The sequence below is a fragment of the uncultured Roseobacter sp. genome (assembly GCF_947491795.1).
Classification (GTDB): Bacteria; Pseudomonadota; Alphaproteobacteria; order Rhodobacterales; family Rhodobacteraceae; genus Roseobacter.
In genome coordinates this window covers 237,701-250,573 of sequence record NZ_CANLKW010000002.1, presented here as the reverse complement: position 1 = coordinate 250,573, position 12,873 = coordinate 237,701, and the positions used below count along the sequence as shown (strand labels likewise).

Sequence of the window (12,873 nt, the reverse complement as noted above, 5' to 3'; positions counted from 1 at the left end):
GATGTAACTCTATCGCGACGAAGGGAAATGGCAAAAGCTATGAGTGGACAAAAAACCGTGACCCCTTCGGCGGAAAGTCTCGCTGCATCGTTAACTGCCGCAAAAACACGCGGATTGCCGCCCGTTCATCTGTGGAATCCGCCGTTTTGCGGCGACCTCGACATGCGTATTGCGCGGGACGGTACATGGTTTTACCAGGGCACGCCGATCGGCAGGCCCGGACTGGTGAAGCTGTTCTCGTCAATACTTAAGAAGGAAGATGGTAAATATTTCCTTGTCACGCCGGTAGAAAAGGTTGGGATCACGGTTGATGACGCCCCTTTTGTCGCCGTCGACTTTGAGGCGACCGGCGCAGGGGCAGAGCAGACACTGCGGTTTGAAACCCAGGTCGGCGACAGGATGCGCGCAGGTCCGGACAACCCGATCCGTGTGGTGCGCGACGCGCAAACCGGTGAACCGTCGCCCTATGTTCTGGTGCGCGCTGAGCTTGAGGCGCTGATCGACCGCAAGAGTTTTTACCGGCTGGTGGATCTGGGCGTGCATCACGATGACTGGTTTGGCGTCTGGTCGGGGGGTACGTTTTTCCGGATCATCCCCAGTGCCGAGCTGCCCTGAAACCCGCTCCGACACTGTGAGCGTTGCTCTGCGGACACTCTGCTGAATTTGTCGAATCTGAGCACGCTGCAGGCCCTTGGGTCCGGCAGAAACCGTCTCTAACGTGCAGAACAGTGAATTGGAGGTGTGGTGATGCGGATCGCGGCAAACCTGGACCGGCTCTGGGCCGATCTGCCATTTCTGGACCGTATTGAAGCCGCCGCGAGAGCCGGGCTGACAGGCGTTGCAGTACCGTTCCCCTATGACATGCCCGCGCGGGAAACACAGCTGGCTTTGTTGCGCGCAGGCCTGGATCTGGTGCAGATCATGGTGCCGCCGCCAAACTACACCGGCGGGGTGCGCGGCTTTGCTGCGGTGCCGGAAAGTGCCCGGCGGTTCCGATATGATATGCGGCGCGCGCTGCGCTATGCGCATGAGCTGCGCGTCACCAGCCTGCATGTACTGGGGGGCGTGGCCGCGGGTGACGCGGCACGGGAGACACTGGTGGAGAACCTGCGCGCCGTGGCGGATGATCTGCCGGGTCATATTTCTCTGACCATCGGGTGCGAAGCGGAACCGGGGGCGTTTTTGTCCGACAGAGACACCGCGGTGGAAGTGCTGCGCGAGGTTGCCTCGGAGCGGATCGGGCTGGCGCTGGACCTGCCGGTCGATGCTGCCGCCGCCGACACGGCGCTGACAAACTGTGCGGATGTTGTGAAGGTCATCTGCCTGCCCGAGGATCCGGGTGCTGGCGGGGTTGCGCTGCGACAGTCCCTCGCCGCCAGCGGATATGACGGCCTGGTCATCGCGGCCTGGCCGCTCTCTGGTCAGTCCGCGCCAGACCTGACAGGACTTAAAGCGCTGACTGCCAGCTGAACCGGATCAGTGCGCCACAGCCCAGTTCGCCCCGGTGCCCGCATCCACCGTCAGTTTCACGTCCAGCTTTACAACCGGGTCAGCGGCATTTTCCATGATGTCCCGCGCGGCAGCGATCAGATCATCCTCTGAGCCCTGATCCACCTCGAACAACAGTTCATCGTGTACCTGCAGCAGCATCTTGGCAGGCAGGTTTTCGATAGCCGGTGGCATACGGATCATCGCCCGGCGGATCACGTCAGCCGCCGTGCCCTGTATCGGCGCGTTGATCGCGGCGCGCTGGGCAAATCCGGCGCGGGGGCCTTTGGCGGCAATCTCGGGCGTGTGGATGCGCCGGCCAAAAAGCGTCTCTACATACCCATGTTCTTTCGCAAAGGCCTTGGTGTCGTCCATATAGGTGCGGATGCCGGGAAAGCGTTCAAAGTAGCGGTCGATAAAGCCCTGCGCTTCTGAGCGTGGAATGCGCAGGTTGCGTGCAAGTCCAAAGCCGGAGATGCCGTAGATCACACCAAAGTTGATCGCCTTGGCGCGGCGGCGGACGTCAGGCGTCATCTCCTCCATCGGCACGTCGAACATCTCGGACGCCGTCATCGCATGGATGTCCTGACCATCGGCAAAGGCCTGTTTCAGCGCCGGGATATCAGCAATATGGGCGAGGATACGCAGCTCGATCTGGCTGTAATCCAGCGCGACGAGGGTCTTGCCCTCTTCGGCGACAAATGCCTCGCGGATGCGGCGGCCTTCTTCGGTTCGGATCGGGATATTCTGCAGGTTGGGGTCTGTTGAGGCCAGCCTGCCGGTCGATGCGCCCGCGATGGAGTAAGAGGTGTGTACCCGACCTGTGTCCGCGTTGATGTGATCCTGCAGCGCATCCGTATAGGTCGATTTCAGTTTGGAAAGCTGCCGCCAGTCCAGCACGCGCGCGGGCAGTTCGTGCATGGTGGCGAGGTCTTCGAGCACGTCCGCGCCGGTGGCATAGGCACCCGTCTTGCCCTTTTTGCCGCCCTCTATCCCCATCTCATCAAACAGGATTTCGCCCAGTTGCTTGGGAGAGCCGACGTTGAATTTACGGCCCGCCAGTTCATAGATCTCATCTTCCAGCCCGGCCATTTTCTGGCTGAAGGCGTTGGACATCTGCGACAGCGTGTTGCGGTCCACTTTGATGCCCGAACGTTCCATGCCAGCAAGCACCGGCACCAGCGGGCGCTCCATGGATTCGTAGACACGTGTGACCTGTGCGCGGTGCAGCATCGGCTTGAAATGCTGCCACAGACGCAGGGTGATGTCCGCGTCCTCGGCGGCGTAGGGAACCGCATCTTCCAGTGGCACCTTGTCAAAGGTGATCGCCGATTTACCAGAGCCTAACAGGGGCTTTATCGGGATCGGCGTGTGGTTGAGATGGCGTTCCGACAGCGTGTCCATCCCGTGCCCGTGCAGCCCGGCGTGCATGGCGTAGGACATGAGCATTGTGTCCTCGATCGGGGCCACATCCACGCCGTTCTGCGCGAAAATCTTGGCATCGTATTTCATGTTCTGCCCGATCTTGAGGATCGACGGGTCCTCGAGCACAGGTTTCAGCATATCCAGCGCGTCCTGGACCGCCATCTGCCCCTCTGCCAGCGCGTCCGAGCCAAAGAGATCATCGCCCCGGTGCGCTTTGTGGATCAGCGGGACGTAACAGGCGCGCCCGGGACGCACACACAGCGAGATACCCACCAGATCAGCGCGCATTTCGTCCAGACCGGTGGTTTCGGTGTCGACGGCGACATGCCCGTATTCATAGATTTCATCGATCCAGGTCTGCAGCGCTGCGGCATCGCCGACCTTTTCATAGCCCGCACGGTCAAAGGGCACGTCCTCGATCTGTGGCGCGTCGGGGGCGGCGGCGGGCGTGTCCTCGATGGCGGGCGGCTCCACGCCCAGCTGGTCCGCGATCCGCTTTGTCAGGGTCCGGAACTCCATCTCGGCCAGGAAAGGCATCAGGGCCTCGGGGTCCGGGTCGCGTACTTCGAGATCATCGAGGGTAAAGTCCAGCGGCGTGTTTTCATCCAGCAGCACCAGCGTGCGTGACAGGCGGATCTGCTCGGCATGGTCGATCAGGGTCTGACGGCGTTTGGGCTGTTTGATCTCTTCGGCGCGCTCCAGCAGCGCATCCAGATCGCCGTATTCGTTGATCAGCAGGGCGGCGGTTTTTACGCCGATGCCGGGCGCCCCCGGCACGTTGTCGACGGAATCGCCCGCCAGCGCCTGCACATCAACCACGCGGTCCGGATAGACACCGAATTTCTCGAACACCCCCTCGCGGTCGATGCGTTTGTTCTTCATCGCATCCAACATTTCCACACCGTCGCCCACCAGCTGCATCAGGTCCTTGTCGGAACTGATGATCGTGCAGCGCCCACCGGCGGCACGGGCCTGCACGGCCAGGGTCGCGATGATGTCGTCTGCCTCGAAACCCTCTTTTTCCTTGCAGGCGATGTTGAAGGCCTCGGTCGCGCGCCGGGTCAGGGGGATCTGCGGGCGCAGGTCTTCGGGCATGGCCTCGCGGTTGGCTTTGTACTGGTCATAGAGGTCGTTACGGAATGTATGGCTGCCCTTGTCAAAGATCACAGCCACATGGGTGGGGGCGTCCGGGCCGGTGTTTCCCTCCACATAGCGGTGCAGCATGTTGCAGAAGCCCGACACCGCCCCGATGGGCAGCCCGTCTGACTTGCGGGTCAGCGGGGGCAACGCGTGATAGGCGCGGAAAATAAATGCCGATCCGTCGATCAGATGAAGATGGTGCCCTTTGCCAAACGCCATGCCGGTCTCCTCAGATGCCTGTCAGCGTTCATGGCGCGACGGCGGCCCGAAGTCCAGAACCGTAAAGGCACAAGTGGGTGTCCGGAGCGGTTGAAAAATCCCTCAGGGACCATGCATCACGCGATGTGATGAGATCTGTAACTTCAGACGCCGCCACGTGATCGGGGTTTTCGCCGGGCGCTTCAGCCGCCCAGAATCGAATCAAGGTTCTGCATGAGCCCGACAAGAAGCATCGCACCGGCAATGATCAGAGCTACAATCAGTACCACCTGCACAAAAATCGCGGCGGCGCTGATCGCGATGCCGCAGGTTGCAGCGCGTTTCGGCTCGCGGCGGATATACGCGATGATGGCACTCAGAACGCCCATCACGCCCAGTGCGGGGGTCGCCGCCATCAGAATGCGGTCAATGTCCCATGCGGGCTGCACGATGGTTTCCGGCGGCTGCGGCACGCCCTGCACAGCACGCTGGGCGGCGGCTTTCATGTTCCCGGCAATGTCACCAAGTGTGGTGCCGATGTCCGGCTGCGGGCTGAACGGGCCTGCATAGAGCACCAGAAGGGCGGTCAGCATCCCAAGAGCGCCCAGCCCGATGGCTGCGCTGGAAAAGAAAATACTCTGGTTCTGATCGTCCATTTTTGTGGCTCCCCGATGTGCGCTGCGCAGGGATAGCCGACAATCATGGCAATTTCTGGCCGTGGATCAGGCTTTATCGGCAAAATCGCGATGGATGTATTTGCAGTCGCAGTACCCGCATTCGACCCAGCCCGTGTCTTTGGGGATCTGCAGCCAGACGCGCGGGTGGCCCAGTGCGCCCTCTCCGCCGTCACAGGCAATGCGGTAGCTGTCGACAATCTTGGTTTCGGGCGCTTGCAGGGTCATCAGGGCTTCCTCGGGATCGCTTGGGCCCCGTTATGACCAAAGCGCGTGTGCGGGGCAAGCCTGTCTGCGGTTTTCCGGAGTCAGGATCTGTCGATACGCAGCTGATAGCAGTTGTTGCGGGCGGACCGGACGTGGATGAAGGCCACGCGCGGGTTCGCAAAAACGCGCTGGATTTTGTCGGCGATCCGGGGTGTGGGGGTGATTTCGCCGGTGCCATAGACGATGCGTTCATCCGCTGAATACCCTTTGAGCAGATAGTCCGGCGATGTTTGCAGGATGTCGGGCACCACGTCTGCCGCGGCCCTTGTGCAGGGGGCAGCACAGACAAAGACCGGCCCGGTTTCGGCATAGGGCTGGAGCGTTGCAAAGGGGCGGTGTGCGAGAATCAGCATCGCCTCGCCTTTGGGGATGTCGCGCAGGCAGTGACGGCAGGGGTTTCCCTGTCCGTCGGAAACCGCGCGCTCGGGCGTCTGTCCGTTGTCATCGGGTGCGCCGGCCTGCCATTTCCGGACGGTTTCAGTCTCTGTTGCGGTGTATCTGTGCATATCGGGGTCCTTTCGTCTGGTGCCGGTATGGCGCTGTTCCCGCGTTCGTGCGACCCGGATTTTGCGCAATCACAAAAGGACTCCAAATAAGAACAAAAGGTGAATATAAGAGAAGCCTGCCATGTTTACCGAGCTCAGCATCACCTCGAATTTCTCGTTCCTCAAAGGGGCTTCCCACCCGGAGGAATATGTCTCCCGTGCCGCCGCACTGGGGATGGAGGCGCTGGCGATTGCGGACGAGAATTCCGTGGCGGGGATCGTGCGGGCGCACGCCCGGGCCCGCGAGATTGCCCGCCAGGTGCAGGAGCGCCAGAACTGGGATGCGCAACATGGTCTGACTGGTCCGCCGGCACCATCAGGTGCATCCGTCCGCCCGCCGCTTTACGTCCGCCCGCGGCTGATTCCTGCAGCACGCCTGGTGTTCACCGACGCCTGCCCCGTGACGGTGCTGCCTGAAAACCGCGCGGGCTGGGGTGCGCTCTGCCGGATTCTGTCGGCAGGTCGTCTGCGCGCCGTGAAAGGGTCCTGCGATCTGCAGCTGAGTGATCTGCTGGAGCGGGGCGGGGGGGTGCAGCTTATCCTCTGGCCACAGGCGCAAAGGGCAGAGCGCGGCGCGGGCGGGTGGGTGCAAACGGCGCAGGCGCTGACGCGCCGCTTTGCCGGAAAGCTGCACATCGGTCTGCACCCTGTCTATGACGGGCGCGATGCAGAACGCTTTGCAGCATTGACGGCAGAGGCCAACCGTCTGGGCCTGCCAACACTCGCCAGTGCCGCGCCGCTCATGCATCACGGTGCGCGCCGCAAGCTGGCGGATGTGGTCACGGCCATCCGTCTGGGCCGCCGGGTGGATGATCTGGGCCGTGACGCCCTGCCCAATGGCGAGGCGCGCCTGCGCTCAGAGACCGAGATGCGGCGCCTCTTTAAAGGGTTCGGGGACGCGGTCGATCGCGCATATGCCCTGTCACAGAGACTGGATTTCTCGCTGGACGAGCTGCGTTATGAGTATCCGCTCGAAGGGACAGAGACAGAAACACCCACCGAACGGCTGCGCCGGCTGGCGTATGAGGGGCTGGACTGGCGGTATCCGTCCGGTGCCCCGGAAAAGGTGCACAGGTTGCTGGAGCATGAGCTTACCCTGATCGCTAAACTGAAATACGAGCCCTATTTCCTGACGGTGCGCGACATCGTGGCCTTTGCCCGCAGCCGGGATATTCTGTGCCAGGGGCGCGGGTCGGCGGCCAATTCGGTGGTCTGTTACTGCATGGGGATCACGTCGGTCAGCCCCGAGATCGGCACAATGGTGTTCGAGCGTTTCGTCTCTGAGGCGCGGGACGAGCCGCCTGACATCGATGTGGATTTTGAGCATGAGCGCCGTGAAGAGGTGATCCAGCACATTTATGAGCGTTACGGCCGTCACCGCGCGGGGCTTTGTGCGACGGTGGTGCATTATCGCGGCAAACGCGCCATTCGCGAGGTCGGGCGCGCCATGGGCCTGACAGAAGACACGATTTCGGCGCTCTCCTCGCAGCTCTGGGGGTTTTTCTCGACCAGAGGCATCGAGGCGGAACGCATGGCCGAGATCGGTCTGGATGCCGGCGACCGGCGCCTGCAGCAGACCCTGGCGCTGGTGTATGAGATCAACGGTTTCCCCCGGCACCTGTCGCAGCATGTGGGTGGCTTTGTCGTGACCGAGGGTCGTCTGGACGAGCTGGTGCCCATCGAGAACGCCACGATGGAGGGCCGCACGGTCATCTGCTGGGACAAGGATGATATCGAGACACTGGGCATTCTGAAGGTGGATGTGCTGAGCCTTGGAATGCTGACCTGTATCCGCAAGGCCTTTGATCTGCTGAAGGTGCATCACCAGACGAGCCATACCCTGGCGACGCTGCCGCCCGAGGACGAGCAGGTCTATGACATGCTCTGCCGGGCAGACAGTATCGGCGTTTTTCAGGTCGAGAGCCGGGCGCAGATGAATTTTCTGCCGCGCATGAAGCCGCGCAATTTCTACGATCTGGTGATCGAGGTGGCGATCATCCGCCCCGGCCCCATTCAGGGGGATATGGTGCATCCCTATATCCGCCGGCGGAATGGCGAGGAAGCGGTCAGCTTTCCCTCGGACGAGCTGGGCGAGGTGCTGGGCAAGACGCTGGGCGTGCCGCTTTTTCAGGAGCAGGCGATGCAGATCGCCATCGTGGGTGCGGGCTTTACCCCCGATCAGGCGGACCGGCTGCGCCGCTCTCTGGCAACGTTCAAAAAGCACGGGAATGTCAGCGAATTCCGCACGCTGTTCCTGCGGGGGATGAAACGCAAAGGCTATGAACAGGATTTCGCCGAGCGCTGCTTTTCCCAGATCGAGGGGTTCGGATCTTATGGGTTTCCCGAAAGCCATGCCGCAAGCTTTGCCCTGCTGGTCTATGCCTCGGCCTGGATCAAATGCCATCATCCGGGGATTTTTGCCTGTGCATTGCTGAATTCCCAGCCGATGGGGTTTTACGCACCGGCGCAGATCGTACGGGATGCGCGCGAGCATGGGGTCAGGGTGCGCCCCGTCTGTGTGAATGCCAGCTTCTGGGACAATACGATGGAGCCTGACGGCCAGGGCGGGCTGGCGCTGCGCCTGGGGTTCCGCCAGATCAAAGGGCTGAGCGAGGAGGATGCCAGCTGGCTGACAGCGGCCCGGGGTAATGGCTACCGCTCTGTCCGCGATGTCTGGCGGCGTGCGGGTCTTGCCCCGGCAATGATCGCGCGGCTGGCGGAGGCAGATGTTTTCGCCGGGCTGGAGATGTCCCGGCGCGACGCGCTCTGGGAGGCCAGGGCACTGGTGCCGGGCGCGCCGCTGCCGCTTTTTGCCGGAGATATCGAGGGAGAGGCGATTGATGAGCCAGCCGCCCTGCTGCCGGAAATGACCTTGGGCGAAGAGGTGGTGGAGGATTATGTGTCCATGCGGCTGACGCTCCGGGCGCATCCGCTGGCGCTGTTACGCCATATGCTAACGCCCGGGCCGTGTGGCGAGGCCGGGCAGATTCGTGCCTCCGGCGGGGATATTTAAAGCCAGAAGAAGCCGGCCGCCGGGAAACAGGTTCACCCGCGCCGGATCAGCCGTTACAAGGCCAGAAACACAAAACGTGGAGACGAGCAGATGAGCGCACCAAAACCCGTTGTTTTATGTATTCTCGATGGGTGGGGGATCAGTGACCGGCGCGAGGGAAACGCGCCTCTGCTGGCCGATACGCCGAACATAGACCGTCTGATGGCGACCTGTCCCAATGCCACGCTGGTGACCTATGGGCCGGATGTAGGCCTGCCGCGCGGTCAGATGGGCAATTCTGAGGTCGGACACACAAACATCGGTGCGGGCCGGGTGGTTGCCATGGATCTGGGACAGATCGATCTGGCGATAGAAGAGGGCAGTTTTGCAGAAAACCCCCGGCTCAGAGACTATATCGCTGCGCTGAAGGCCACAGGCGGTACCGCGCATCTGATGGGTGTTGTGTCGGATGGTGGCGTGCATGGACATATCAGCCACATGATTGCTGCGGCAAAGGCTCTGCGCGATGCGGATCTGCCAGTGGTCATTCATGCGCTGACCGACGGGCGCGATGTGGCACCAACCTCAGCGCCCGAGTTTATTGCGGACCTCATGGCGAAACTGCCGCAGGGCGTCACGGTTGGCACTGTTACGGGCCGGTATTTTGCGATGGACCGGGACAACCGCTGGGACCGGGTGGAAAAGGCATATGCCGCAATTATCCGGGGGGGTGGTGCGCAGGCGGCAACGGCATCAGAAGCTGTGCAGGCTGCACATGCGCGCGGCGAGAATGATGAATTCATCGTGCCGACAGTGATCGGGGATTATGCCGGTGCCCAGGACGGTGACGGGGTGTTCTGTCTTAATTTCCGCGCGGACCGGGCGCGCGAAATCATGGCAGCCATCGGCGCGCCGGCGTTTGACGGTTTTGATCGCGGCAGACGTGTGGACTGGGCGGCACTGATGGGAATGGCGCAGTATTCAGAGGCACATTCCGCCTATATGACGGTCATGTACCCCAAGCCGGAAATCGTAAACACACTGGGCGACTGGGTGGCGCAGAAAGGCTTGCGGCAGTACCGCCTGGCGGAAACCGAAAAGTACCCGCATGTGACGTTTTTTCTGAACGGTGGCGAGGAAGTTTCTTTCAGCGGTGAAGACCGGAAGATGCCAAAATCACCGGATGTTGCGACCTATGATCTGCAGCCGGAGATGTCAGCGGGTGAGGTAACGGATGCTTTTGTCGGCGCGATAGAGGCAGGTTACGACCTGATTGTCGTGAACTATGCCAACCCGGATATGGTCGGGCACACTGGTGATCTGGCTGCCGCGATGCGGGCCTGCGAGGCCGTGGATCAGGGTCTGGGGCGGGTGCTGGACGCACTGGAAAAGGCAGGCGGTGCGATGATTGTCTGTGCGGATCATGGCAACTGTGACGTGATGATTGACCCGGCAACCGGCGGGCCACACACCGCGCACACGCTGAACCCTGTGCCTGTTGTTGTCGTCGGTGCGCCCGGGGGGGCTGTTCTGTCAGACGGGCGTCTGGCTGATCTTGCGCCGACGGTTCTGCATCTGATGGGGCTGGAGAAACCGGTTGAGATGACAGGCAGGTGTCTGCTCTCATGAAGTTTCTGGCTGTACTGATTTTTATGCTGCCGGTGTCTCTGGCGGCCGATACAGCACAGGATGCCCGCGATGCACTTGGGCGACTGGAGGCGGCGCAGGCAGAGTTGGAGGAGGCCACCTCTGCCCGTGACAGAGTGCGGGCACTTACAGAAACAATTCATGCCTTTGAGGATGGTCTGTCGGCGGTGCGCAGTGGTCTGCGCCGCGCCGGCGCGCGTGAGGCTGATCTGGCGGCTGATCTGCAGCGCCGGGATAAAGAAATTGCCGGCCTGCTGAGCACGCTGCATGGTGTGGGGTCCGGACCCTCGCCTGTGATGATGCTGCATCCGCAGGGGCCTGCAGGCAGTGCACGGGCGGGCATGATCCTGACGGCACTGGCACCGGAGCTGAATGCACGGGCCATCGGGTTGCGGGAGGATTTGCAGGAACTGCAGCGGCTGCAGAGCCTTCAGTCTGATGCGGAACTGCGTCTGAGCGAGGGGCTGACCGATCTGCGGCAGGCCCGTGCGCTGCTCAGCGAAGCGATTGCAGACCGCAAAGAGTTGCCGCGCCGCTTTACCAACGACCCGGTGCGGGAGGCGATCCTGATTGCTTCTGCCGATACACTGGACAGTTTTGCGCGCGGTCTGGAACGCATTTCGGAAAACGAGACCGGCGAGCCATGGCTGGCGGCCGAGGTGCCGCAGGGCGATCTGCCACTGCCAGCCGTCGGCGACGTGCGACGCGCCGCCGGTGAGGCCGATGCCGCCGGTGTTGTGCGCCCGGGAATAGTGTTGGGGACGCTGCCCGGTGCATTGGTGACGGCGCCGGTGGATGCGACTGTCCGGTATGCGGGCGCGCTGCTGGATTTCGGGAACGTCGTCATCATAGAGCCGCATTCGGATGTTCTGATGATCTTTGCGGGCCTCGAAACCCTCTATGGCGCTGCCGGTGAGGTCGTCGGGGCGGGTGCGCCGCTGGGCCTGATGGGCGGTGTGCAGGCAACAGCCGAAACAGAAGTTTCAACAGATAGTGATCGGACTGGCGCACAAGCGACAGAAACGCTCTATATAGAGGTCAGAAAGAATAATGTGCCTGAGGACCCGAGCCTCTGGTTCCGAACGGATAAGGATAGATAACCGGTATGAAGAAATTTGCTATGGCCGCACTGGGCGGCACGCTCGCGGGTGTGCTGGCGACCACGCAGGTTGCTGGTCCGCTGCTCGCGCAGGATCAGCAGCGATCCGGGAATGTGTATGAACAGCTTGATCTGTTTGGTGACATTTTCGAGCGTATCCGCGCCCAGTATGTAGAAGAAGTCGACGCCGGAGAGCTGATTGAGGCCGCAATCGACGGTATGCTCACCTCTCTGGACCCGCATTCCAGCTATCTCAGCCCGGACGATGCCGCGCAGATGCGCGTTCAGACGCGCGGTGAGTTTGGCGGTCTGGGGATCGAGGTCACCCAGGAAGAGGGCTTTGTTAAAGTTGTCTCGCCGATAGATGGCACACCGGCGGATGAGGCTGGCATGGAAGCGGGTGACTTTATCACCCACGTCGACGGCGAATCGGTGCTGGGTCTGAGCCTGGATGAGGCCGTCACGATGATGCGGGGCCCCGTTGGCTCGGAGATCATCATCACGGTTGTCCGCGAAGGCGAGGCAGAGCCCTTTGACGTATCGATTATCCGCGACACGATCAAACTGACCGCTGTGCGCACACGGACAGAAGGCGACACAGTTGTTCTGCGGGTCACCACATTTAATGACCAGACCTATGCCAACCTAGAATCCGGTCTGAAAGAACAGATCGAAGAGGCCGGCGGCATGGATCAGATCAATGGCATTGTCGTGGATCTGCGCAACAACCCCGGTGGCCTGCTGACCCAGGCGATCCGTGTCTCGGATGCCTTCCTCGAAAAGGGTGAGATCGTCTCGACCCGCGGACGCGAGGTTCAGGATGGTGAGCGTTTCAATGCCACGCCGGGTGATCTTGCCCAGGGCAAGCCGATTGTGGTGCTGATCAATGGCGGTTCGGCCTCTGCATCCGAAATTGTGGCTGGTGCCTTGCAGGATCACCGCAGGGCCATCGTTGTGGGCACGAAAAGCTTTGGCAAAGGGTCGGTTCAGACCGTGATGCCCCTGCGCAGCGATGGGGCGATGCGCCTGACTACAGCGCGGTACTACACGCCGTCAGGTCGTTCGATCCAGGCGCTGGGTGTTTCGCCAGACATTATTGTCGAGCAACCCCGTCGCAGCCCTGAAGAAGATACCGCAGAAGAAGAAGCGCGTACCTCCCGCTCTGAAGCGGACCTGCGCGGCAGCCTGAACAATGACAGCCTGTCGGATGATCAGATTGAGCAGATCAAAGCGGACCGGGCCAAAGCAGAAGCCGCTGCCGCCCTGCGCGAAGAAGATTATCAGCTGGCCTATGCGATCGACATTCTGAAAGGCCTGTCAGCAATCGGTTCCCAGGACTGAACGAGGGCAGAGACTCGTAATATTCAAATCCCCCGCTGAAGTGTCAGCGGGGGCTTT

The 12,873-nt window shown here is 61.7% G+C and carries 10 protein-coding genes; 6 read left to right on the top strand and 4 right to left on the bottom strand.

Annotated elements, in window-relative coordinates; all coding sequences use genetic code 11:
* The first annotated feature begins 39 nt into the window (after positions 1-39).
* Positions 40-615, top strand: coding sequence for a DUF1285 domain-containing protein (locus Q1A34_RS08015; protein ID WP_300032826.1), 576 nt, complete (start codon positions 40-42; stop codon positions 613-615).
* A 132-nt stretch (positions 616-747) separates the two neighbouring features.
* Positions 748-1,470 carry a TIM barrel protein gene (locus tag Q1A34_RS08010; RefSeq protein WP_300032824.1) on the top strand — a complete coding sequence of 241 codons (723 nt, stop codon included), beginning with the start codon at positions 748-750 and terminating at the stop codon, positions 1,468-1,470.
* Positions 1,471-1,476: 6 nt separating this feature from the next.
* Here the strand turns inward: Q1A34_RS08010 and polA are convergent, their stop codons facing one another.
* From polA to Q1A34_RS07990, 4 genes are all read right to left on the bottom strand, one after another.
* Positions 1,477-4,272 (bottom strand): DNA polymerase I, encoded by a 2,796-nt coding sequence (gene polA / locus Q1A34_RS08005; RefSeq protein WP_300032822.1) that lies wholly within the window; start codon positions 4,270-4,272, stop codon positions 1,477-1,479.
* A gap of 182 nt (positions 4,273-4,454) precedes the next feature.
* On the bottom strand, positions 4,455-4,907 hold the full coding sequence (locus Q1A34_RS08000; protein ID WP_300032820.1) for a hypothetical protein: 453 nt from the start codon (positions 4,905-4,907) through the stop codon (positions 4,455-4,457).
* Between the two features lie 66 nt (positions 4,908-4,973).
* Positions 4,974-5,153: a zinc-finger domain-containing protein gene (locus tag Q1A34_RS07995; protein WP_300032818.1), complete on the bottom strand. Its 180-nt coding sequence runs from the start codon at positions 5,151-5,153 to the stop codon at positions 4,974-4,976.
* 80 nt (positions 5,154-5,233) lie between these two features.
* Entirely contained in the window at positions 5,234-5,698 is a 465-nt protein-coding gene (locus Q1A34_RS07990) for a DUF1203 domain-containing protein (RefSeq protein WP_300032816.1), read from the bottom strand.
* 121 nt (positions 5,699-5,819) lie between these two features.
* Here Q1A34_RS07990 and Q1A34_RS07985 point away from each other — a divergent pair, with 121 nt between their 5' ends.
* The 4 genes from Q1A34_RS07985 to Q1A34_RS07970 all read left to right on the top strand — a co-directional run bounded on the left by Q1A34_RS07985 (position 5,820) and on the right by Q1A34_RS07970 (position 12,816).
* The gene (locus tag Q1A34_RS07985; RefSeq protein WP_300032814.1) at positions 5,820-8,750 is read left to right on the top strand and encodes an error-prone DNA polymerase; all 2,931 of its coding nucleotides are present in this window, start codon (positions 5,820-5,822) and stop codon (positions 8,748-8,750) included.
* A 90-nt stretch (positions 8,751-8,840) separates the two neighbouring features.
* Positions 8,841-10,358, top strand: a complete 1,518-nt coding sequence (gene gpmI, locus Q1A34_RS07980; protein WP_300032812.1) for a 2,3-bisphosphoglycerate-independent phosphoglycerate mutase — start codon at positions 8,841-8,843, stop codon at positions 10,356-10,358.
* Complete coding sequence (locus Q1A34_RS07975; protein ID WP_300032810.1) at positions 10,355-11,476, top strand: peptidoglycan DD-metalloendopeptidase family protein; 1,122 nt, start codon at positions 10,355-10,357, stop codon at positions 11,474-11,476. Before gpmI ends, Q1A34_RS07975 begins: the two co-directional genes overlap by 4 nt.
* Before the next feature lie 5 nt (positions 11,477-11,481).
* A complete protein-coding gene (locus tag Q1A34_RS07970) occupies positions 11,482-12,816 on the top strand; it encodes a S41 family peptidase (protein WP_300032808.1) in 1,335 nt (444 codons plus the stop codon).
* Positions 12,817-12,873 lie beyond the last annotated feature (57 nt).

Excerpts from the sequence above, each read along its gene's own strand:
- Q1A34_RS07970 (WP_300032808.1), top strand. The coding sequence starts at position 11,482 with ATGAAGAAATTTGCTATGGCCGCACTGGGCGGCACGCTCGCGGGTGTG.
- Q1A34_RS07990 (WP_300032816.1), bottom strand. The coding sequence starts at position 5,698 with ATGCACAGATACACCGCAACAGAGACTGAAACCGTCCGGAAATGGCAG.
- polA (WP_300032822.1), bottom strand. The coding sequence starts at position 4,272 with ATGGCGTTTGGCAAAGGGCACCATCTTCATCTGATCGACGGATCGGCA.
- Q1A34_RS08010 (WP_300032824.1), top strand. The coding sequence starts at position 748 with ATGCGGATCGCGGCAAACCTGGACCGGCTCTGGGCCGATCTGCCATTT.
- Q1A34_RS08015 (WP_300032826.1), top strand. The coding sequence starts at position 40 with ATGAGTGGACAAAAAACCGTGACCCCTTCGGCGGAAAGTCTCGCTGCA.
- Q1A34_RS07995 (WP_300032818.1), bottom strand. The coding sequence starts at position 5,153 with ATGACCCTGCAAGCGCCCGAAACCAAGATTGTCGACAGCTACCGCATT.
- Q1A34_RS08000 (WP_300032820.1), bottom strand. The coding sequence starts at position 4,907 with ATGGACGATCAGAACCAGAGTATTTTCTTTTCCAGCGCAGCCATCGGG.
- Q1A34_RS07985 (WP_300032814.1), top strand. The coding sequence starts at position 5,820 with ATGTTTACCGAGCTCAGCATCACCTCGAATTTCTCGTTCCTCAAAGGG.
- gpmI (WP_300032812.1), top strand. The coding sequence starts at position 8,841 with ATGAGCGCACCAAAACCCGTTGTTTTATGTATTCTCGATGGGTGGGGG.
- Q1A34_RS07975 (WP_300032810.1), top strand. The coding sequence starts at position 10,355 with ATGAAGTTTCTGGCTGTACTGATTTTTATGCTGCCGGTGTCTCTGGCG.